18 protein-coding genes, 1 tRNA gene and 3 pseudogenes are annotated in these 22,525 nt (G+C 38.0%); 13 read left to right on the plus strand and 9 right to left on the minus strand.

What is annotated here, in order from left to right; translation table 11 throughout:
* Nucleotides 1-680: 680 nt before the first annotated feature.
* Nucleotides 681-2,354 (plus strand): bifunctional 3,4-dihydroxy-2-butanone-4-phosphate synthase/GTP cyclohydrolase II, encoded by a 1,674-nt coding sequence (ribBA, locus tag AAZO_RS07910; RefSeq protein ID WP_013190842.1) that lies wholly within the window; start codon nt 681-683, stop codon nt 2,352-2,354.
* Between the two features lie 335 nt (nt 2,355-2,689).
* Here ribBA and AAZO_RS07920 read toward each other — a convergent pair whose 3' ends face one another.
* A complete protein-coding gene (locus AAZO_RS07920; RefSeq protein WP_041642801.1) occupies nt 2,690-3,574 on the minus strand; it encodes a peptidoglycan recognition protein family protein in 885 nt (294 codons plus the stop codon).
* Nucleotides 3,575-3,904: 330 nt separating this feature from the next.
* Here AAZO_RS07920 and metH point away from each other — a divergent pair, with 330 nt between their 5' ends.
* From metH to AAZO_RS37435, 6 genes and pseudogenes are all read left to right on the plus strand, one after another.
* Complete coding sequence (gene metH, locus AAZO_RS07925; protein WP_013190844.1) at nt 3,905-7,435, plus strand: methionine synthase; 3,531 nt, start codon at nt 3,905-3,907, stop codon at nt 7,433-7,435.
* Nucleotides 7,436-8,068: 633 nt separating this feature from the next.
* The gene (locus tag AAZO_RS07930) at nt 8,069-8,251 is read left to right on the plus strand and encodes a hypothetical protein (RefSeq protein ID WP_013190845.1); all 183 of its coding nucleotides are present in this window, start codon (nt 8,069-8,071) and stop codon (nt 8,249-8,251) included.
* A 466-nt stretch (nt 8,252-8,717) separates the two neighbouring features.
* Entirely contained in the window at nt 8,718-10,187 is a 1,470-nt protein-coding gene (gene glcD / locus AAZO_RS07935) for a glycolate oxidase subunit GlcD (RefSeq protein ID WP_013190846.1), read from the plus strand.
* Between the two features lie 759 nt (nt 10,188-10,946).
* Nucleotides 10,947-11,546, plus strand: a pseudogene (locus AAZO_RS42380) (glycoside hydrolase family 10-like protein).
* 100 nt (nt 11,547-11,646) lie between these two features.
* Complete coding sequence (locus AAZO_RS37430) at nt 11,647-11,820, plus strand: hypothetical protein (protein WP_013190847.1); 174 nt, start codon at nt 11,647-11,649, stop codon at nt 11,818-11,820.
* 59 nt (nt 11,821-11,879) lie between these two features.
* Complete coding sequence (locus AAZO_RS37435; RefSeq protein WP_228371567.1) at nt 11,880-12,038, plus strand: hypothetical protein; 159 nt, start codon at nt 11,880-11,882, stop codon at nt 12,036-12,038.
* Between the two features lie 32 nt (nt 12,039-12,070).
* Here the strand turns inward: AAZO_RS37435 and AAZO_RS41115 are convergent, their stop codons facing one another.
* The gene (locus AAZO_RS41115) at nt 12,071-12,199 is read right to left on the minus strand and encodes a hypothetical protein (protein ID WP_266888742.1); all 129 of its coding nucleotides are present in this window, start codon (nt 12,197-12,199) and stop codon (nt 12,071-12,073) included.
* Between the two features lie 879 nt (nt 12,200-13,078).
* Here AAZO_RS41115 and AAZO_RS37440 point away from each other — a divergent pair.
* The 3 genes and pseudogenes from AAZO_RS37440 to AAZO_RS37445 form a co-directional block, all read left to right on the plus strand.
* Nucleotides 13,079-13,318, plus strand: a complete 240-nt coding sequence (locus tag AAZO_RS37440; RefSeq protein ID WP_266889376.1) for a hypothetical protein — start codon at nt 13,079-13,081, stop codon at nt 13,316-13,318.
* Between the two features lie 560 nt (nt 13,319-13,878).
* Nucleotides 13,879-14,010, plus strand: coding sequence for a hypothetical protein (locus AAZO_RS41120; protein ID WP_266888744.1), 132 nt, complete (start codon nt 13,879-13,881; stop codon nt 14,008-14,010).
* 403 nt (nt 14,011-14,413) lie between these two features.
* A pseudogene (locus tag AAZO_RS37445) lies at nt 14,414-14,587 on the plus strand (histidine kinase dimerization/phospho-acceptor domain-containing protein); the annotation flags it as partial.
* A 1-nt stretch (nt 14,588) separates the two neighbouring features.
* Here AAZO_RS37445 and AAZO_RS37450 read toward each other — a convergent pair.
* Nucleotides 14,589-14,741, minus strand: coding sequence for a hypothetical protein (locus AAZO_RS37450; protein ID WP_228371568.1), 153 nt, complete (start codon nt 14,739-14,741; stop codon nt 14,589-14,591).
* A 403-nt stretch (nt 14,742-15,144) separates the two neighbouring features.
* Between AAZO_RS37450 and AAZO_RS07955 the strand changes: the two genes are divergently transcribed.
* From AAZO_RS07955 to AAZO_RS07975, 3 genes are all read left to right on the plus strand, one after another.
* Nucleotides 15,145-15,216, plus strand: a tRNA-Lys gene (locus AAZO_RS07955).
* A 1,972-nt stretch (nt 15,217-17,188) separates the two neighbouring features.
* Nucleotides 17,189-17,458 carry a hypothetical protein gene (locus AAZO_RS07970; protein WP_013190851.1) on the plus strand — a complete coding sequence of 90 codons (270 nt, stop codon included), beginning with the start codon at nt 17,189-17,191 and terminating at the stop codon, nt 17,456-17,458.
* 494 nt (nt 17,459-17,952) lie between these two features.
* Nucleotides 17,953-18,282: a hypothetical protein gene (locus AAZO_RS07975; RefSeq protein ID WP_144031259.1), complete on the plus strand. Its 330-nt coding sequence runs from the start codon at nt 17,953-17,955 to the stop codon at nt 18,280-18,282.
* 497 nt (nt 18,283-18,779) lie between these two features.
* Here the strand turns inward: AAZO_RS07975 and AAZO_RS41125 are convergent, their stop codons facing one another.
* The 6 genes and pseudogenes from AAZO_RS41125 to AAZO_RS08000 form a co-directional block, all read right to left on the minus strand.
* Entirely contained in the window at nt 18,780-18,914 is a 135-nt protein-coding gene (locus AAZO_RS41125; protein ID WP_266888747.1) for a hypothetical protein, read from the minus strand.
* A 104-nt stretch (nt 18,915-19,018) separates the two neighbouring features.
* A complete protein-coding gene (locus AAZO_RS07985; protein ID WP_013190854.1) occupies nt 19,019-19,231 on the minus strand; it encodes a hypothetical protein in 213 nt (70 codons plus the stop codon).
* A 1,397-nt stretch (nt 19,232-20,628) separates the two neighbouring features.
* Nucleotides 20,629-20,964 (minus strand): hypothetical protein, encoded by a 336-nt coding sequence (locus AAZO_RS07995; protein ID WP_013190857.1) that lies wholly within the window; start codon nt 20,962-20,964, stop codon nt 20,629-20,631.
* 204 nt (nt 20,965-21,168) lie between these two features.
* Nucleotides 21,169-21,420, minus strand: coding sequence for a DUF5131 family protein (locus tag AAZO_RS29375; protein WP_081462730.1), 252 nt, complete (start codon nt 21,418-21,420; stop codon nt 21,169-21,171).
* Nucleotides 21,420-21,581, minus strand: a complete 162-nt coding sequence (locus AAZO_RS35090; protein WP_187289622.1) for a hypothetical protein — start codon at nt 21,579-21,581, stop codon at nt 21,420-21,422. Before AAZO_RS35090 ends, AAZO_RS29375 begins: the two co-directional genes overlap by 1 nt.
* A 163-nt stretch (nt 21,582-21,744) precedes the next feature.
* Nucleotides 21,745-22,183, minus strand: a pseudogene (locus AAZO_RS08000) (ISKra4 family transposase); the annotation flags it as partial.
* Nucleotides 22,184-22,525: the final 342 nt, after the last annotated feature.

Below are 22,525 nucleotides of genomic sequence, written 5' to 3' on the forward strand. Positions count from 1 at the left end.
TTTCATACTGGGAAGGGAATAGGCATTCGATAATGGTCAATGTTCAATCTCCCAGTTTGCCCATTTTTCAAGGAGTTAGGAAAAATAGGCAGTCAGAAGTATACCGAGTGACATATTTCCGAAAATAAGCTAGTAAGTATATGTTAGATTTTATGGTGACTGAACCTATTAATTGGAAAGGAACTAGTAGCAGCGTGACAACGTAGGAGTCTTGGAAAATAAACAATAGACCTCTTGCAAAATTATTTATTTGGTATGGTAGAGGGTTTTAGATTTTAGATATTTTTGGTGTTCTTTGCGATCACTAAATTCAAACATTATGTAGCTCTAAGTTTTGGCTAAAACAAGGCCAAACCCTTAGTTTACTCCCTTACCAGTATCAAATTAGGGGTATGGGATTCCACCTTGGGCAGAAGCATTATCCCTCTACCCCATTACTATGATCTTATTCTTTTAGTGGGAACGGAGTAACAAGAAATTAATTCTGTAACGAGGTCTAATCCATAGCTTCACACTCTATGTATATTAGATTTTATACCCTTAATAGTATGTATGAACTAATTATTTGTCAAGCAAAAGATATATTACTTATTTCAGATAATATCTGGTTTCGATAAACAAGCTACAATTTACAATAAGAAATTGTTAAAAAAATTTACGTTGGTAGCTGGAAATTTTCTGTGTCACAGCCTAAGACTAGCCAAGCCTTTGAATTTGATTCTATTGATGCCGCTTTAGCCGACCTCAAAGCGGGTCGTGTGATTGTGGTGGTAGATGACGAAAATCGAGAAAATGAAGGCGATTTAATTTGTCCTGCCCAATTTGCCACCCCCGACATGATAAATTTCATGGCGGTAGAAGCCAGAGGGCTAATTTGTCTAGCCATGACGGGCGAGCGCCTGGATGAACTAGACTTACCATTAATGGTCAGTAACATCACAGATACTAACCAGACTGCTTTTACTGTCAGCATTGACGCTGGTCCTCACTTGGGCGTTAGCACTGGCATTTCCGCAGAAGACCGCGCCCGTACTATTCAAGTTACCCTCAACCCTGTCACACAGCCGCTGGATTTACGACGTCCTGGGCATATTTTCCCGATTCGGGCTAAAGCTGGAGGTGTACTCAAACGGGCAGGACACACAGAAGCAGCAGTTGATTTAGCAAGACTAGCAGGATTATACCCCGCTGGGGTAATTTGTGAAATTCAAAATCCTGATGGTTCAATGGCAAGATTACAACAGTTAATCGAATATGCTAAAACGCATAAACTTAAAATTATTAGCATTGCCGATCTTATCAGCTATCGTCTCCAAAACGATCGCCTGGTGTATCGAGAAATCGTTACCAAGCTACCCAGTCAATTTGGACAATTTGATATTTACGGATACCGCCACACTTTAGATAATACTGACCATGTAGCGATCATCAAGGGCGACCCAGCAAACTTTCAAGATGAGCCTGTGATGGTGCGGATGCACTCCGAATGTTTGACGGGTGATGCTTTAGGTTCTTTGCGCTGTGACTGTAGAATGCAGTTAAATTCCGCATTGAAAATGATTGAAAATGCTGGTCAAGGTGTGGTTGTTTACCTGCGTCAAGAAGGACGGGGTATAGGCTTGATTAATAAACTCAAAGCCTACTCGTTGCAGGATATGGGACTTGATACCGTGGAAGCTAATGAGCGTTTAGGTTTTCCTGCTGATTTGCGCGATTATGGAATGGGGGCGCAAATACTCATGGATTTGGGTATTAAAAAGATCCGTCTGATTACCAATAATCCTCGTAAAATTGCTGGTGTCAAGGGCTATGGTTTGGAAGTTGTAGATCGAGTGCCTTTGTTAATTGAAGCCAATGATTATAACTGTTCTTACCTAGCTACAAAAGCCAAAAAGTTGGGACATATGTTGTTACAAACTTATCTGGTGACAGTAGCATTACACTGGGAAGATGAACCAGATTCAGTGACGCAACGCTATGAACGTTTAGAGAAACTTCGGCATTTAGCAAAAACGAATCATTTACTTTTACAAGAAGAAGCACGTCCGTTACGAGTTGCCTTATTTGATAAGCCATCGTTAACTGTTCATTTGGGATTTGACCAGCCAAAAGTTGCTGACGCTAATTGGTATGAACAGAAGGGTCATCCTTACTTGCAAGCAATTTGTCAGATTTTGGATCAATTACTAAATTTACCCTATGTCCAGAAGTTGGATTTCTTAATTTCTTCTGGTAGTGATCCTCTGACTAATTTGCAAGTACAGTTAGATCGGCAGGCATTTAATTCTGATGTACTACCTTCTTCTTTGAGCGACCACTTGCAGACACAGCAGATTTATAGTTTTAGTAAGTAGGATTTAGGATTTTCACACATTGATCAAGCTCTAGTTTTATCATAGCTAGAGCTATTTGTTTATGATTTCTGTATGCTTGAGTGAAGTTACAAGGAACTACGTCCAAAACTAGAAACAGAAATAAAAGAAAGCTGGTATCCTCAAACAAGGAGATAATTATGACAAAAGTGATAAATTGCTATATGAAAAACTCAAGAACCATCAATACACAGCAATTAATCATGTAATTAAATTAGAACAAACGCATCCTAATGAAGATGGATGTACGAATCAATCAACAAAACTACATATTCTAGTCAAAGAACTTCAAGAACAAAAAGAATTTAAATAAATTACTAACTCTTTTTCGCATTATTAAAAGTTTTCAACTCGCGAAAAGAATGCAATTTATTAAAAAATTTATCAAAATCAAAACTTAACGGATCAACTTTCCCATTAGTAATATCTACAGCGCGATGGGTTGTAATTCTATCATCTAAAACTTGACTTTGAGCAATTAACCAAGCTAAAGAATCATATTGAACCTCAGTATAACCACTGTGTTGGTCGATATTAGTTTTTCCCCAAGCATCACGAGGAGTTTCTAAGGAAACATTATAGGCAAAATTATTCACAGATGGTGGTAACTGGGGATTAGTCTGTACAGTTTCCATACCATTAATACCCTTAAAAACAGAATTACCTGCACCAAATGCGCGTTTGTCTGGTGGTACTAAGTAAATGATTGTGCCATCGAGTGTAATTAACGCATGATAACTTGCTTGCACATTTTCATCATCGTGTGGTGTCTGAAAAAAGTTAACTGCACTAGAAGCAGAATTACTAGTTTCATGGAGTACGACCAGAGGTTGATTATTTAGTGGTACACCATTAGCATCTTTGGTATATCGTTCTCCATAATTGCTAGGGTCTACTTCAGCCCTAGCTAAATTGGGTTTATATTGGGAAAAAGCGGTAGTAGTGGCGTATTGGGTATTAATTTTATTAATTTGATTTTGATTATTAATAGGTGCTTTAGATAAAGTTCGCTTTTTTTCCTCTGTAGTTATTACTGACGGAAATTGTGCTTGTGGATATTGACTCCCAACAGTAGCTTCTGAAGTGGAAGCATTGCTATGACTTTGTATCTGTCTTGACCCACTCATAAATACTACCAAAATCAGAGTAGCAAACATGAAAAAAACGAGCGTGACTCTAGATGCCCAATCTCTAAATCTCATATATCTAAATAATGATAAAATTGCTGGCATGAAAAGTAATACTTTGACTGTCAGAAAAAGGTATAATTTTATACTAGTGAGGTGTAAGTATTTTTTTACCTCTCCCTCTGTCTGTAGATTTATTTTAACATTCTTAATATTCAGGTTGTGGTAGATACAAAATAAAATTACCAGCAAAAACCCAATGTAACGGGGCTTTGTTGAAAGATACTTTTAAGCATTAAAATATTTTATTTCTGTCAATTTTACGTCCAGTGTCAAGATTTTGGAAAATAATAAATATACGTCTATTATTACCAGATTAACTAAATTGTTTCTCAGACAATAAATATGACACATCCCTTCCTAAAAAGGCTACATAGTCCAGAACGTCCCGTTATCGTTTTTGACGGTGCGATGGGAACTAACCTGCAAACCCAAAACCTGACAGCAGAAGATTTTGGCGGCGCACAGTATGAAGGTTGTAACGAATATTTGGTTCATAGTAAACCGGAAGCTGTAGCCCAAGTTCACCGTGACTTTCTCACCGCTGGTGCTGATGTTATTGAAACTGACACCTTTGGTGCTATGTCCATAGTTCTGGCAGAATACGACTTAGCAGACCAAGCTTATTATCTCAGTAAGAAAGCAGCAGAATTAGCTAAAAGTATCACCTCTGAATTTTCTACCACTGAAAAACCCCGCTTTGTTGCTGGTTCTATTGGACCGACTACCAAACTCCCTACCTTGGGACATATTGACTTTGACACCATGAAAGCCTCTTTCGCCGAACAAGCGGAAGCTTTGTTTGATGGTGGTGTTGATTTATTCTTGGTGGAAACTTGCCAAGATGTGCTGCAAATTAAAGCGGCGTTGAATGCTATTGAGGAAGTTTTTGGCAAAAAAGGTGAAAGAAGACCCTTAATGGTTTCCGTGACTATGGAAACCATGGGTACAATGCTGGTAGGTACAGAAATTGCTGCTGTTATGACGATTTTAGAACCTTATCCCATTGATATTCTCGGTTTAAACTGTGCTACTGGTCCCGATTTGATGAAACCACATATCAAGTATTTATCAGAACATTCGCCCTTCGTAGTTTCTTGTATTCCCAATGCAGGTTTACCAGAAAACGTTGGTGGTCAAGCACATTACAAGCTTACACCTGTAGAATTACGGATGGCGTTAATGCACTTTATTGAAGATTTAGGTGTCCAAGTGATTGGGGGTTGCTGTGGGACAAGACCTGAACATATTCAACAATTAGCAGAAATTGCTCAAGATTTAAAACCGAAAGTTAGACAACCGAGTTTAGAACCAGCAGCAGCTTCAATTTATACTACTCAACCCTACCAGCAAGATAATTCTTTCTTGATAGTTGGTGAACGTCTTAACGCCAGTGGTTCTAAAAAATGCCGTGATTTACTGAACGCGGAAGATTGGGATGGTTTGGTGTCCATGGCGCGATCGCAAGTTAAAGAAGGCTCACACATTTTAGATATTAACGTTGATTATGTAGGGCGTGATGGCGTGCGTGATATGCACGAGTTAGTTTCCCGCATTGTCAATAATGTGACTTTACCATTAATGCTCGACTCCACCGAATGGGAAAAAATGGAAGCGGGGTTAAAAGTTGCTGGTGGTAAATGTTTACTCAATTCTACCAACTATGAAGACGGTGAACCGCGCTTTCTGAAGGTGCTGGAATTAGCCAAGAAATACGGCGCTGGTGTTATTATTGGTACAATTGATGAAGATGGCATGGCGCGAACAGCAGAGAAAAAATTTCTGATCGCTCAACGTGCTTATCGCCAAGCCGTAGAGTATGGTATTGGTCCCACAGAAATATTTTTTGATACTCTGGCTTTACCGATTTCTACAGGGATTGAAGAAGATCGGAAAAATGGTAAAGCCACAATCGAGTCAATTCGCCGTATTCGTCAAGAATTGCCTGGATGTCATATAATCTTGGGTGTTTCTAATATATCTTTTGGTTTAAACCCAGCATCGCGTATTGTCTTGAACTCAATGTTTTTACATGAAGCGATGACTGCGGGAATGGATGCCGCAATTGTTAGCGCCAGCAAAATTTTACCACTTGCTAAAATTGAATCTCAGCATCAAGAAGTTTGCCGTCAGTTAATCTACGATGAACGGAAATTTGATGGTGATGTATGCATTTATGATCCTTTGGGAGAACTAACAAGCATTTTTGCAGGAGTCAAAACTAAACCTAAGACCAGCTTTGATGAAACTTTACCAATCGAAGAACGTTTAAAACTTCATATTATCGACGGTGAACGGATTGGTTTAGAAGCACAATTGACAAAAGCTTTAGAACAATATCCTCCCTTAGAAATCATCAATACTTTCCTGTTAGATGGGATGAAAGTAGTTGGTGAATTGTTCGGTTCTGGACAAATGCAATTACCTTTTGTTTTACAATCGGCGGAAACCATGAAAACTGCGGTTGCTTATCTTGAACCGTTCATGGAAAAATCAGAATCTGGTAATAATGCTAAGGGAACTTTTGTCATTGCGACAGTAAAAGGGGATGTTCACGACATTGGTAAAAACCTGGTGGACATTATCTTGTCAAATAATGGTTACAAGGTGATTAATTTGGGAATTAAGCAATCAGTAGAAAATATCATTCAAGCTTATGAACAGCATAAACCTGATTGTATTGCCATGAGTGGTTTACTGGTGAAATCTACCTCTTTCATGAAAGAAAACTTGCAGGTCTTCAATGAACAAGGAATTACTATTCCTGTAATTTTAGGTGGTGCGGCTTTAACTCCTAAATTTGTAAATCAAGATTGTCAAGGAACTTATAAAGGTAAAGTTGTTTATGGCAAAGATGCTTTTTGTGATTTGCATTTCATGGATAAATTAATGCCAGCCAAAAATGCAGGTAATTGGGATGATTTAAAAGGATTTCTAGATGAATTAGGAGGATCTGAAGAATCAACCCATAGGCATCAAGAAATAGTAGAGAATACTTTTAAATATCAAGTAGCTGCTGAACCGAAGGAAATAGATACCCATCGTTCTGAGGCTGTAGCAATAGATATTGAGCGTCCTCAACCACCTTTTTGGGGAACGCAATTTTTACAACCTGATGATATTTCTTTAGAAGAATTACTCTGGTACTTGGATTGGCAAGCTTTGGTGGCTGGACAGTGGCAATTCCGCAAGTTGAAGGAACAATCTAAAGAGGAATATCAGGCGTTTTTAGCTGAGAAGGTTTATCCAATTTTAGAAGGTTGGAAACAGCGAATTATTGAAGAAAATTTGTTACATCCTCAGGTGATTTATGGCTATTTCCCTTGTCAGTCTGAGGGAAATTCTCTACATATATATGATGTAGAAAATCAATCACAACAAATTGCTATTTTTGAGTTTCCTCGTCAACGTTCTGGGAGAAGATATTGTATTGCAGATTTCTTTGCACCGAAGGAGTCGGGAATAATTGATGTTTTCCCAATGCAAGCGGTGACTGTGGGGGAAGTGGCGACAGAGTTTGCACAAAAGTTATTTGCTGATAATCAATACACTGATTACCTGTATTTCCATGGTGTGGCGGTGCAGGTGGCGGAGGCTTTGGCGGAATGGACTCACGCCAGAATTCGCCGGGAGTTGGGTTTTGGTGATGCTGAACCGGATAATATTCGGGATATGTTGGCGCAGCGTTATCAAGGTTCTCGGTATAGTTTTGGCTATCCTGCTTGTCCGAATATTCAGGATCAGTTTAAGCAGTTGGAGTTGTTGGGAACTGACAGGATGAAGATGTTCATGGATGAAAGTGAACAGTTATATCCTGAACAGTCTACGACGGCGATTATTACTTATCACCCTGTAGCGAAGTATTTCACTGCTTAAACTTTTCACCCCCTTTGTCATGAGATGGAGGGGATAAATTTTTATACTCTTTTAACTCAAGCGTATAACCTACCTATCACACGTTAATAATACCAGCCAAGCAGTATAAAAAAGGTAATAATTATAAACACTTAACACTTAATGCCATTCATTAGTAAGTATTAAAGGTTGTTGCTGAAGAAGAAGGGGCGTTTTGTCACTAAGAAACAAAGGGGGAAAAACTAGAACAATACTCAAGTTTAGAAAAATTAGTTGATCACAACAAGAGCACCGATAAAATAACGACATAAGTCCTGGCTAATGTTCTTTCTCTTTTAGACAAATTTTAAATAACTTTAAGTAGTTATTCTCGGTGAGAAAAATTGCTTTTATCTTAAATTGTGATCAATGAATACTCACTAATTTTGGTGTTAGGTAAAAGTAGTATCACTATACTACAAACGGGTGAGACTTCGACTTATGTCATATTGATAGGGCAGGCATAAGCCATACCTCACGTAATGCAGCGAAGTATCTCGGAGATTCTTCACTATGATTCTTCACTATCTCTTTCAGAGACGCTCCGCGAACCTTCAGAATCAAACTTTTAAACCGTTTTTAGTATATATTGGACAAAAGTAGGATGACACATCAATGAGCATTTTTAGTGGAAATCAATTGCTACACTTACCAATTCTTCCTTGCCATAATGCCTTAATTTGTGTAACTTTGAGAGCCAAAGAGCGGATATGGGCTGCGATCACCATTGGCACATCTAAAACCGTGCGCGATCGCAGAGATCCTTTAATTAATATCTGCTTTTACACATTTTTTTGAGTCGGTTGATAGAGGTAGTAGGCTATTAGTCCTATCCCGCTTACGACGGTAAGAGGCAGACGCAGAACTGCAAACAACATTCGCTGACCTGACCGCTATTATTGACAATCTAGCAGATAGACTACTTATTACTGATATTAACGGACAAATTAGACAATTTAATCCAGCTTTACTAAGGATGTTCCGACTAGGCAACATTGACCTCCAATCCAAAATGGTATGACTCAAAAAATTCTCATTGTTAATGATGAACCTAATATCTTGATTTTGGACTAAATAGAGCAACTATTTAAAATAGACTACAGGCCTGAACGATCAGATTTTTGAATTTTGAATTTTGAATTCCCGGAACTGGTGGACTTTTCAAACATCCTCTAAAATTTACTCCTTCTAAAACTGGTACTATTATTCTAGTGACATAATTACAACCTTGTCACACCAGTAAATCACTCATAATCAAAACTCTATGCTTACCCAAGATAAAAAACAAATCAACTGGAAACCCATCATCAAAAAATTTATCGCTGTTATTGGTGAGAAAGGTGTAGTTAAACGCAAAGAAGAACTCCTTACTTATGAATGTGACGGTTTAACCAGCTATCGTCAAACTCCTCCAGTAGCAGTTTTACCCAGAACTACAGAACAGGTAGCAGAAGTTGTAAAAATATGTAATCAATACTCCGTTCCTTTCATTGCACGAGGTTCTGGTACGGGTTTATCTGGTGGCGCTTTACCATCGGAAAATTCAGTGTTAATTGTCACTGCTCTAATGCGAGAAATCCTCAGCATTGATTTACGGAATCACCTTGCTGTTGTTCAACCAGGGGTAATTAATAGTTGGGTAACACAAGCTGTAAGCGGTGCTGGTTTTTACTTTGCACCTGACCCTTCTAGTCAAATAATCTGTTCTATTGGTGGAAATATTGCCGAAAATTCCGGGGGAGTACATTGTTTAAAATACGGTGTGACTACTAATCATGTTTTGGGTTTAAAACTCGTACTTCCTGATGGTTCTATTGTTGATGTCGGTGGACAAATTCCTGAAATGCCTGGTTATGATTTACCTGGTGTATTTGTCGGTTCGGAAGGAACTTTAGGAATTGCTACAGAAATAACTTTGAAAATTCTCAAAAGTGCGGAATCAATTTGTGTACTTTTGGCAGACTTTAATACTGTTAATGCTGCCGCAGCAAGTGTTTCCGATATTATTAGTGCCGGCATTATTCCTGCTGGCATGGAAATGATGGATAATATTAGTATTAATGCTGTCGAAGATGTTGTCGCTACTAATTGTTATCCCCGTGATGCAGCAGCAATTTTATTAGTAGAAATTGATGGTTTAGATGTAGAAGTCGCAGTCAATAAACAGCGGGTAGCAGGAATTTGTCAGAAAAATGGAGCGCGTAATATTACTTCTGCTACTGACCCAGAAACCAGATTAAAATTATGGAAGGGTAGAAAAGCTGCTTTTGCTGCTGCGGGACATATCAGCCCTGATTATTATGTTCAAGATGGTGTAATTCCTCGGACGCAATTACCTTATGTGTTAAAGGAAATTGAAGCTATCAGTCAAAAATATGGTTATCGTATTGCGAATGTATTTCATGCTGGTGATGGAAATCTTCATCCCTTGATTTTATTTAATAAATCTGTAGCGGGAGAGTTCGAGAAAGTTGAAGAAGCGGGAGGAGAAATACTTAAACTTTGTGTGAAAGTAGGTGGTAGCATTTCTGGTGAACATGGTATTGGTGCGGATAAAAAATGCTATATGCCAGATATGTTTAGTCAGGCTGATTTAGAAACTATGCAATGGGTAAAGCAAGTTTTTAATCCTCGAGGTTTGGCTAATCCTGGTAAGATATTCCCTACACCGCGCACTTGTGGAGAAGCTGCGAAAGTATCAATTCAGCAGTTTGCAGGTGTGGAAAGATTTTAATTTGATGCTAAAGTATAGGCACGTTACGTAAGTATTAAGGATAGTGCTTTATGTCTGAATGATTACTACATCTATTTTGTGCCTTTTTGATTTCTTTCTAAAGAGTCTTCATATCATTACATAATCCTGACACATATAATTTTATTTTGTAGTTATATATACTAGGAGAATAGTAAGTTTAATTTGCAAATGAAGAGGGTATTCCGTCGTTATTTTTTATTTTGTCTGTGTTTAGGACTTATCTTTAGTTTAACAGCATTTCCAATTTCTTCTACTTCTGTTTCTTCTCAGAAAGTAATTTCTTTGACTACAGAAATTTGCGGTCTTTGATTGATTAATGTTGCCAGTAGTATGCTTTTTGTCCCTTGGGGTATTCACCGTGCTATTGATCAATTAGCATCGTTGAATTTTAATACTAATTATCCAGTAGTCTAGAACAGAGGTTACACTTCTTGTAAAAGTGCTGTTGCCCAAACTGTTACAGGTGATGCAATTCAACCTTTTATAAATTCTATGCATCGTGGTAAGGATACTTTAGCAAAGTTGGTAAATTCGTCAAAAAGTAAAGATATAAATATTATTCCTTGGTTTGAATATGGGTTCATGACTCTACCTAATTGTCCATTGGCAAAGTTACACTCATAATGGTTAGCAATTTGGCAAAAAGGTATTAATTCCATTAATGAAATTCTGCCGTAAGAAGTTGAGAATAATGGTGTTTTTAATCGGCAAGTTTGGTTAAATCCTCTTCATCCCCAGGTGCAGGAACTTATTCAAAATTTAATCTTAGAAGTTGTCAAAAATTATGATGTGGCTGGGATTCAAGTTTATGACTACTTTGGTATGTCGGTACAATTTAGTTATGATACATATACATATACTGTTAAACTTTACCAAAAGGAACATTTAGGTAAGAATCCACGTGATGAGCCTTTCGCAGCCGAATGGATGCGGTGGCGGGCAAATGGAATTGCTGATTTTATGGTGAGAATCAGTCAAGCTGTTAAAGCAATTAAACCCCATTTGAAAATATCTCTTTTTCCTAATTTTCAGTATTATGCCTATAAATATTATTTGCAAGATTAGGAAAATTGGGTAAATAAAGGTTTAGTCGATGAGTTGATTTTGCAGGTATATCGAGATGATAAGAACTCTTTCGTTGCAGAAATAGAAAAACCTGCGGTACAATATGCAATGATTAAGATTCCTGTTAGTATTAGGATTTCAACGGTAACTACTATCAGTCCTGTGGATATTAAACGAATTCAAGAACAAGTGCAAATTGTGCGTGATGGAATTCACTCCAGTAAAGGTGATCACAATTTTGCAGGTTTTTCTTTTTTCTATTGGGAAAGTTGATGGGGTTATATTGCTCCTGAATCTCCTTAAAAGCGGCGTAAGGCTTTTTAGATTTGTTTTCTACCAAAGCAGTTCAACCTTTACATTTAAAAAAATTGTGATGCAATTAGCATTATTAAAAACTAAGTTTAATATCTTTACTTTTACGTTACTGTGGAGTTTCACTACTTTAAGTGGTTTTTTCTTAAGTTTATTTTCGATTGAAATTGGTGAAAGGCCTGATGTGGGAATCCTAGAAGCTGTTGTGGGTGGATTTACGCTCGCATTCCCCTAAAGTTATATGCTCAGACAAACTATCTTTCCTTTCCGCTGGATACTATCAACAGTCTTAGGTTGGTTACTCTAATTACCGCCATTGGCGGCGGTACTATAGGCTGGTATGTACCATCAACAGAATTGTTATCTTTTACAATCGTCTTTGGAATTATTTCCGGGGGTATTGGCAGCTTGGTGATTGGAGTAGCACAATGGTGGTTAGTAATTCCTTCATGACTCCACTGGGGATAGTCTTGGATATTCCTGAATTAAGCAATTTGGGCTGTGGCTTTACCAGTTGGTTCGATTATAGGTATATTTTCGCGCCGCTTCACACAGTTATTTTCAGGGGAAGTTGTCGGTTTAGCTATTACTTGGTTGAATGTAGGAGTCCTCACAGGAATCACCGCTTACAAGTTGTTTCGTTCATAAGTGAGAAAGGGTAGAGTGTAGCGCTGTACGGAAAGATAATAGTCTGTGAAAGACATTTTGACGTTACCAATTACCCATTACAAATATTCGGGGAAATATGAGGAATTTTAACAATTATGAAGATTTTTCTGATTTATAACTCAGTATATGCAAGAATGTTAAAACATAATTGACAAACATTCAGTATAGTTTTACGCGCGTCAGATAAATTGTTGTCTGTAACCAGCAGCAATGCTTGCGTTTACACCTATTCGCTTAACGATATTTCGGTTAAAAATTAGAGAAATAAATATCCATGAGTCAAATCTGAACAATACTTAGCTTTAGCTGCTAGGGGGTTTTTGTCACCAAAATTAATACCAAGAGAGCGCCTATAAGAGTCAGAAATATCAAATCAAATAAGGTCTCTCATGAAAATCAATTCAGTTGAATCTATCCCCAAGTTGACCAACACAGCACAGCACCCAGGCAGACTTTTTTCGGTACAGAACACAACTCGATGAAACAAGCAGTAGTGAGCAGCTTCTAGCAAGTATGTACAATTTTGTGCAAACATCTATATTAGACCTCTTGCAGAGTTAATTATATGTTATAATGGCACAATGTCTTTGTTCTAGCCAAAACTTAGAGTTACAAGGTTATGTTTGAATTAGGGAGCCCAAAGAACACCAAAAATACATAAGATCTAAAACTCTCTATCATACCACAGAAACAATTTTGCAAGAGGTCCATTTATTGTCGATGTTTTGGAAGAGGGAGATTTTCAGTATCTAGCACTTAATCCCACCCATGAGAGATAGCTTGGTATTCCCTCAGAGGAACTGCGCAGTAATAAACCAGAGGATATTCTTTCACCTGTAGATGCTGCTAGGGTGCGTAAACGTTATGCTAATTGTGTGCGGTTGGGAAAAACAATTTCCTATAAACAATGTTTGCATTTACAAGGTGTCAATAATTGCTGGAGTCCCACTTTAACTCCATTGCGAGATCTAAATTCTAGAACTTACAGATTGATTGGTACTACCAGCAATATTACTTCTTCCAAATTATTTAGAAAAAGCTGGAAGAATGACAGCAGAAAGTGAGAGACTACTAGAAGCAATTGCCCATAAGATTAGTCAATGTTAAGATTTAGAGATTATTCTCCAGCAAACAGTTAAAGAAATCTGTCATTTACTGGATTTTGATCGCATCCTAATTTACTATTTCCAAACTGAAAATAGTGGAGTAATTCTGGCTGAACCAACAATTATGGCTGGCGATTCCCTACTCGGTCAGAAAATCCAAGATTCCTGTTTTGATATTCAGCTTCAAGAATTTTATAAACGTGGTTATATTCATGTTAGTGAAGATATTTATTTATAACACATGTTTATACCCTTAATAAATAGATTTTCTCGCCTCTATACAAGTGTCAGCTGATCTAGTAGTCCCAACTTTATTACAGCAAAATTTATGGGGACTTTTAATTGCTCAACAATGCCGAGAAACGCGAAAATGGCAACAAGAATAAATGGACCTATTCAAACAGATCGCTCTGCAAATCGGTATTGCTACTCAGCAAGCAGAACTACAATAACAGGTAAGATATCTACAAAAACAACTAGAATTACAACAAGAACAGTACAGTTCACAATTAAATCAGATGCAGAATTTCCAAGGAATTGTGCGAAGAATTACTCAGAAAATCTGCAACTATCTGGATGTTAACCAAGTCCTACGAACCGCAGTTCAAGAATTGGCTCAATTATTAGAACTAGAAAGATGTCAAATATAACTGTATAATATCTACCAAAGATCAGTTACAGTTAGCAGTGAATATAGTTCCAACAGTTTTGCCATATGGACAGGGATTAACTAGAGAGATTTCAGACTTTCCCCAAGTTTATTAGTCATTATTACAAAAAGAATTTTTCCAATCTTTAGAAATTCTTCCTGGGTGGAATTTACAAATAAAAGTCGTTTGCCAACTTGCTTGTCTGATTTTTGATGCTAAAGGAGTTTTAGGCAATATTTGGTTAATCAAATCGATAGAAGAAACTTTCTAGCAATTGGAGATATCCTTAGTACAGTAAATAGCTAATAAATGTGCGAGCGCAACTCGTCACTCTCAACTCCATGAGAAAACTAAAGCATAAGTAAAAGAACTAGAAAAACGAGAACGTCACAAAAACGAATTCCTCAAAACCTTTTCCCAAGAACTGCGCACACCCGTTACTAGTATTAGTCTTGCGGCTCAAACTTTAGAAGGTTTTCTCACACCCAACGGTATTTTAGATATTGAATTAGTACCACAACTCTTACAAAGTTTACATAATGAATCTGGACGCGAAAATCAATTAGTCGACTATTAACTCACACTAACATATCTAAAAACTGAACCGGAACCCCCAACATTAATTGCCATTGATTTGCAAACTTGGCTAACTCCCATTGTTGAATCCTTTCGGGATGTTGCCAATTGTCAGAAATAAAACTTAAGGTTAAATATTGCCCCAAACCTGCCACCTTTAGAAACAGACATTACCAACCTTGAACAAATTATCACAGAATTGCTCAAAAATGCTTGCAAATTCATCCCCGCAGGTGAATCAATTACCATCTCAGCTAACTTGAGTGCAGACACAGTAGAGTTAAAAGTCTGTTATTCCGATGTCGAGATTCCCAACCATTAATTAACAAGGGTTTTTCAGCCATTTTATCATTTTACCAATAATGCTCCCTGGAAATCTAGGGATTCTGGACTAGAACTGGCTTTGGTGAAACCAATTATGGAACATCTAAACGGCTCAATTAATGTCGTAAACGCAGATAATCACATCACTTTCACAATCAAATTCCCCCTTGAACCAGTTTTTTAACTGCAACACTAGCGGCAGCGTCAAAAGTCTGCTACTATAGGTTTTAGTAAGGGTGACTAGCTCAACGGTAGAGCATCGGACTCTTAATCCGCTGGTTCTGAGTTCGAATCTCAGGTCACCCACTGCGTTTCGGGCACTACGATTTTTCGGACTGACTAAATCTTCCCTAAATTCCCCAATGATCCGCCTCCAAAACCCTTGATTCTTCGGGAAAACAGCCAACAAAGCTTTGACTAAATTCAACAACAATCCCTAATGATTAAGGAGAGTATTTTTAATCTCCTTTTTGCCTTGGTGTTTGGAGTGTGATCGCATCCTCCTGAACCTTATCGGATAATATAGTTATATTCGAATGTAATTATATGACCATAAGAACCTTTTCAACTCACGAAACCATCGGCTTAACATTAACTAGCAGCAGTATCTCTCTCTACTCATCCACTAGCTAAAAGCCACAGCTTGGATATCGTCTCTGGGAGAAGTATCTCTCCCAGAAATTTTGCTAGAAGATAGCCGAGAAGAGAAAGCCAAAAAATGCTAAATGTTCAGTGGACTAGCCCCAGAAAGTCATTAGATTATTATTTAATAGACCTATTGCAGAATTAATTTTATGTTACAATGGTCGGCTGTCTTTGTTTTAGCCAAAAGTTAGAGTTACAGGGTTATGTTTGAATTAGCGAGCCCAAAGAACACCAAAAATACATAAAATATAAGACTGTCTATCATACCACAGAAACAATTTTGCAATAGGTCTACTATGAAACTAAATCTCGTTACAGCATTAGAGTTCAGACTTTAGATGGTAATAATTGGAGCTATCAAAAACAGTTTGCAGTTACCGTTAATGATTTAAAAGAAAATATTACCGCACCGATAATCAGCCTGTTTGGAAGTGGTAAGGCACTGGTGAGTTCTGGAAGTAGAATAGATAAGTAGTTGGGCGGAAAAATGTATAACTATGTCATGGCGAATGCAGCAAAGCGGAATCAATCGCAAGGATTTCAAGTATGTTATATAGTTATGTTGATTTTTGTCTACCTACTTATGACAATTACTGATGATGGAACGAGAATAGATAATAATGGCATTATGTTTAACGACGATTCAATAACCTTAGAAAGCGCACTAACCGCAATCGATCTGAATAGTGATTTCATCTTTGAATTGGATCTGACAACGAATGCTTCCGATGGATCATATACAATCGCTGATTTCAGGCAATCGATACAGTTCTCAACACCAATGATAGCAATAGGTACAAACTGGGATACATACGAGCGAGTTAGAACTTAAAATTTTGATAAATAATGAAATAAATAAAATTATTCCTACCAATATCACCTAGCAGTATTAAGCTGTGTTTATCAACGCATTCAAGGAATGAATAAGTTAGTCGTCAATGAAGTAGAAACTGATGATTATCTTGATGATAACCAATTTTAGCTAACTCCTATAATTAGGCTAGGGAGGAATATTAATGGAACATGGTCACTTATGGATTCATTATTAAATAATATACAATTAATAATTATTTAGATACTTAGAACTCCAGACCAACCCAATTTCACAAATATCGGAGGTAGTTTTTATACAACTCCTGCCACACGGCAGCCGCCAAATTACTCAGACCCATTTGCAAGAAAACCTATTGGATTTGAAATCAAAATAGTTGATGATGAATGTAATAAAGGCATTCAGATACATGGCGTTCTTTTATACATGAGATTACCAGCTTTCCAGTTGGTTTGGAGAAATCCAAGATGTTCTCTCCCAGAAGATCCATTTAAGCTTCCCCCTGTATATTCAGTTCCTTGTACTTCTGACCTTTTTTGGCAGCTAAAATATTATCAGCGTTATTATGTGACCTGTCCTGAGCAAGTACCTTTTTGCTATACAAACTTAATTATTGATGGACTCAGCTATAATTTCAGAACTCAGAATAATGGTAATTGGTGTTTGGAAAACAAGGGATTAATAAATACACAAATTCCCTCTGTGATACTAAGGACTGAAAGAAGGTTCTGTGGTGGTATTAGTTGGATAAATCTTTGATTTGGTAAAGTGATTTATCGATCCGGAATAAGAAGGTATCAGGTGAAATTTCCTTATTCTGGACTTAGATATAATATTTTTGGAGTGGGATTTGCTTGGGATGAGATGAAAGGACATAAAATCATGATATTGATAAAAGTTTTTCGGGTATTTTTAAAACTCAAGATACAGATATTGGATGGATGTTTGCAGAGTGCTGATCAGGGAGACGACAAAAACACATTAAAAGCAATTGCTCTAAATTTTGGGTTGGTAAATCTTAATCCAGCCGGAACGATAACACCAGATCAATTGCCAGATACTATAAAATAGTGGGATTCAGAGCAAAGAAAATTTCGTGATAAATCTTATCATGAAGCTTATTTCGGAAATCCGACTTGGACAGCAGAAGCAGCGGCTAAAAACATCAATACTCATTTTAAATATTTGGATGGAGATGGAAAAATTAACTTTTGAATCCCTTATTCATTCATAACAACTAGAACTTACACCTATATTTATATTTATTTAAGTGCAACGTACCAAAACCACCCGCACCACTACTACCAATGCGAGATAATTGTTGCGGCAAACTGAGAGAATATTTGGCTTTACTATTAAAATGAGTCGGACTATCCCCTACTCAATTACCAAATACTTGATTCACAGAGAATGCACTCCAGCCAGAAGAGTTTGGCAGAAAAATAGACTCTCTCAGCGAGTTTATGAAATGGCATTATGAACAGCTTGATGAATTAATGGGAGAGTGGGAGTCTACCGCAAAAATTAAGGATGGGGAATCGGAATAAATTGTTCGACTTCCGAATTTGGCTGAAGCAATTAGAGAAATTTTCACATTTATTCTCCACAATCATACTAGAGTCGATACCACTTTAAATATAGTTACGCACATCATGATAGAGAATGCGGCTATTAACCAACAGGGGTTTAAATGCTTTAAGGCAGTTATGGCTATCATCGACTGGATGAGTCTCCAGCACAAAGAAGAGATAGAGGAAATACCGCTTACTTTTGATCCATCAAAGTCAGGGAAATTTAAAGTCAGCCAAAAAGCGATATGCAACCGAAAGGGATTTTGCACATTTACGCACCAATCAGACACCAGCAATTTTCCTTGGGATATTGCTGGTGTCTGATAAGTTGAAAGAGCATTTCCAGACTTTAGGTAGAGATATTTTAGAAATCAAGCTTTATATAGGGAAGGGAGCTAATAATGGGTAAGGTCCTGAATATTGGTAATTTTGATTTTCATCGCCGTATGTTACTGGCCGATTTCATTACCGGGCTTGAAGGCCACAGGAGACTTGAGCCAGATCCTTAAACTGCGTGTGCTTTGGGTGCGGAGTTCATAACTGCGGTGATACTCATGAAGCAAGGTGATAGAGTCGCCCTTTTGAAGCAGGTAGTATTGGGACTTTAGAAAACTGAACTTAAGTGTTAAGTGAAATACGATTACTTTTAGTAGATATACTGGTTTCGTTGTAAATTCTCTGGTAAAGAATAGGTTTATCCGTCACACTTGTCACTTTCCTTATACAGTAGGAATTTTGACCCGTCACCTTACCTGTCACTCGACCCGTCACCTGTCACCTGTCACCCCCGAAACGCGCTCGCTTTTTGATTGTCATTACTATTATCTTTGCAGTGTGACTTCAACATCCCCGACTATTCCATCATCATCTACATCCACCCAGTGATTAACTCGAACAACTTTAAATATAGTTCCCTTGATTCCAATTCCTTCAGGGAAGGAATTGGAATCAAACATAATCGTTTCTCCAATACAGGGGACTCTGGTTAATTTGACAGTCATACATTTATTTGTTACGGTCTGCATAAAAAAAATACGAATTTGGATTTTACGTTTTGCCTTCATTTTTTTATTTTGCCAAACTGGTGTTCCAAAAACTCATAATACTGTTTCAGCTTGTGAAAAGTTTTACCACCATTACCACATCTAAAAATATCTCTACTAGCAGCAGTAAGACCCATCATTAGAACACCTAACCCTCTCCAAATTGCATAATCTGCATTTGTGGGGATGAGCGATATTACTTCACTTACTTCACCTGGTGCTTCATTCACTTCACCAGTTTCCTTACATAAAGGTGGGTTTTTGAGAGGTGGTGAAGTGTCATCCGGGCTAAAAAGTGAAGTAAATGAGGAAGGAGTCAGGTGAAGCAGAAAATTTGGTAAATTTAGCTGTCAGTTTTGGTAACTTAACATCCAACCATTTCTTAGAGCTATCAAGCTTCACCGGTGCCTGACCTATTGTCATTGGCTCTAAAGTTACCTTTAGTTGAATTTAGGTGTCGAGTTGAGCGATTGCCTCATCTCTCTGATCAATAAGACGATCCCATTTAGCTTTTTGATTTTCAGCAAACTGCAACTGCCTAAGCATCTAGCCGGCCATAGTAAAACTGACAAAACCCCATCCTGCCTGAATGAATGGGTTTACCTCGGTTGCTAGGGAGTTCCAATCTTTTGAAAAGCACGTGCTTAGAGCGTCCAGCCAGTTCCCACTGCTCCCAATCGTGACGAGTCATTCTAAACGGCCTGTTTTTTTCATCAGCGCAAATTTCCCCCGGTGGGGATTTGATACAGAAGTAAATTCTGGCTGATCATGTCCCGTTCGATGCCATTGAGCTGGCGGTTATTCGAGAAAATAGAGCAGTGGCGATAATTCCTACCCCTACCCGTGTGTCAAATCTCAGTATTGAAATTCTGGCTCCAAAATTGGACTCTTGGAATTTGCTTAGATATTTGTGTTGTTCATTTATATATTTCATCTGCAAAATAAATAATGATTTTCGTTTTGAACGTAACGAACATAACAAACGTCACTTTCCTTATCTGGCAAGGGTTTGACAACATCAATTTGACAGTCACTGCGAACGTCACTAACCGTCACTTTTTCAAAAGTATCTTGGAAAGTGCAACTCTCCCCCCAAAAATGATGAGAGCGATGGCAACTCCACCTGATTGGTTAGGTGGATCATTTATTTTTAGGGTTGTAAATGCGGTCAATTTCCACAACGGCAAGATGTACAGAGGTTCGAGCCTCAAACTATTCCCCCGTCGGTTCAGAAAGAGGGCACAAAACTGATAACGAACCGGTACCACCAACCATTGCAGTTGGGAATAACTTTTCACCAATAGGAGTGGCGGTAAAGTAAAAATGACAAGTACCAATCGCCAGCAGTAACCCGGCTGAGTCAATTTGCAATAGATGGAAGGTAAATTATTGTGTCAATTTGCAATAGATGGAAGGTAAATTATTGTTGAGTTTAGGCAAGTTCCGGCTGCAATTTCACAAGCATTAGCCGCACGTCTCAAAGTTCGCTCACGGTTGTTTTCAGATTTTATCCCTGTTCACCGTTCCTGTTGTCTGTTTTTCACTCAGCCCTTTAAAATGAAAGGAGCTGGTGTTAGCGGTTCTAGAGTCCCTTACTAACATCAGCCTTGCTCCTTTTTAGTGAAAATTAACCAACGTTGATTTTCTCTTCTGGGGGATTGCGCCCACGACTGCCAAGTTTTACTCTTTGCATTAGTGATTGGTGTTTCTCCCTAACAGATTGCTGAATTGCTTGTCGCTCGGATTGGACCTTCTCACGACTAGTGATGTTAGCAATTTTGTTTTGGTGGCGAAATAATTCAGCGTGTAAACTATGCTCCAAGCTGGTAGCAATTTCAGTTAAAGCATTTTTACGTTTGGCTTGTGATTTTCTTCGGTCGCTTCTATCCTGAGCATCAATTCGCTCGATATCAAAGCCAAATTCGGAATCAAATGTTATGATTTTAGCTAGTGAATCAGCCACTTTAGAAGTGAACTTTCTGCGTAACTCTGTCTACTTAACTTGACCATCTGACATATTTTCCATTGCATCAAAGTATTTTTTAGCGAGCAATAATGGGTCTAGATAAGATGCTAATTGGTCAGAATCTGCTGCCATGTCAGCAAATTTTTCAAGGTTGTTAAGATCGTTATTTGGCGAGTTTCGCAGTGATTGAGAAGCTGATAATCATGGGGGGAATTCCCTCACCTGTAGGTCAAGAGGGAAGTATTTACTATCCCCAAATTTTATATCTTTCCCCTTCTTCCATCCAGGTGGGCTGTATGAATATGCCAAGCTACCTTTACCATACTCACAGACATTACCTCCCATCTGTTTTACAAAAACAGGGATTTTGTTGATTTGGCACTTTTGAACAACTGACCGAATCCACTCAACATTGCACCCTCTAGCATCGCTACCTGATTCACCACCTACGATTACCCATTTAAATGGGTAATCGTAGGTGGTGAATCTACTTCTTCTAGAAGTGGTTCAACTGAGTCAAAAGTCTGCCAGCCCTCATCATCAAGTTCATGTAAAAAATCAAGTCGTTCTTCATCATCTATTACTGACTGAGACTCAATGCTATTACCTAGCATGACATTGGGGAGTGGGAGAGTAACTAATTAATGGAAGAAATTACTAAGGTTGATTAATCCCCCGAATGCTTTCTCCCCAAAATTTTTTGGGAGGATCGAGTTTTGGCAGAAAGACTCAAATAGGAAGCAAACCATTGAGACAAGCACAAGGAAGGGAAAGGATTTAGTAGACAGTTTCAACATTCCACTGTGGGCCAGAAATTTTAATCCTTGCTCCAATCTGTTTAATTAATAGCAGATTCGACAGATCCAGAACCAATAGAACACAGTTATTTAGCTTGGTAGGAGGTGTAGTTAATAATGGCAGTGGGATGTTTTTCGCCTATGTCGAAAAACTTCTTAACTTGTTTGCCTCGACAATTATTAAATAAAGCTTGAATTGGCTCTATCTGACCTTACCACAATCAACTCTCAACAGCTTGGAGACGCTTTAAATAACCACCAATTTGATAGAGATTCTCTTTGAGGTGATACCAATCCAAAATTTCCAAAGGTTTGAATTTTTCAGTTCCAAACTCTTTAACTAAATTCCAAACTCCATCATGACCATCCCCCAAACAGGCAAGGGGGTTAACCAAAGACTGGCTATTAACATAATCAACTCATGATTGATTAGTTGTTATCAACAAATACACAATAATAAATTCCTTTATTCCTTTATTAGTAGCTACGAATGTTCCCACTTCAATTTCTATTTGACCCAGTTCCCACAGTTTCCAGAACAAGAAGTGTTGTTTTTCATAGGGTCAATGGACCTAGTTATTGATCCATCCCAAAAAAGCTTGTCCTGTGATTCCTATATCTTGTCCCGGTACTATCTCTGGTGACCACAGTAGCGCTTGTGTTTCCCCACACACACTCCAAATCCACGTATATCTTTACAGATTCTACTATTTGGATTGGCCTGTCCACCAAGTCCTCTACTTGTTGTGTTTGGATTTTTA

This window comes from 'Nostoc azollae' 0708 (assembly GCF_000196515.1).
In the GTDB taxonomy this organism is placed as follows: domain Bacteria; phylum Cyanobacteriota; class Cyanobacteriia; order Cyanobacteriales; family Nostocaceae; genus Trichormus_B; species Trichormus_B azollae.

Bases quoted from the DNA above. Each gene is read 5' to 3' on its own strand.
- AAZO_RS07920 (WP_041642801.1), bottom strand. From the start codon at position 3,574: ATGAGATTTAGAGATTGGGCATCTAGAGTCACGCTCGTTTTTTTCATG.
- glcD (WP_013190846.1), top strand. From the start codon at position 8,718: ATGCTTACCCAAGATAAAAAACAAATCAACTGGAAACCCATCATCAAA.
- AAZO_RS41125 (WP_266888747.1), bottom strand. From the start codon at position 18,914: ATGTTTGATTCCAATTCCTTCCCTGAAGGAATTGGAATCAAGGGAACT.
- metH (WP_013190844.1), top strand. From the start codon at position 3,905: ATGACACATCCCTTCCTAAAAAGGCTACATAGTCCAGAACGTCCCGTT.
- AAZO_RS37430 (WP_013190847.1), top strand. From the start codon at position 11,647: ATGCAATTAGCATTATTAAAAACTAAGTTTAATATCTTTACTTTTACG.
- AAZO_RS41120 (WP_266888744.1), top strand. From the start codon at position 13,879: ATGCAGAATTTCCAAGGAATTGTGCGAAGAATTACTCAGAAAATCTGC.
- AAZO_RS35090 (WP_187289622.1), bottom strand. From the start codon at position 21,581: ATGCTAGGTAATAGCATTGAGTCTCAGTCAGTAATAGATGATGAAGAA.
- AAZO_RS07930 (WP_013190845.1), top strand. From the start codon at position 8,069: ATGAGCATTTTTAGTGGAAATCAATTGCTACACTTACCAATTCTTCCT.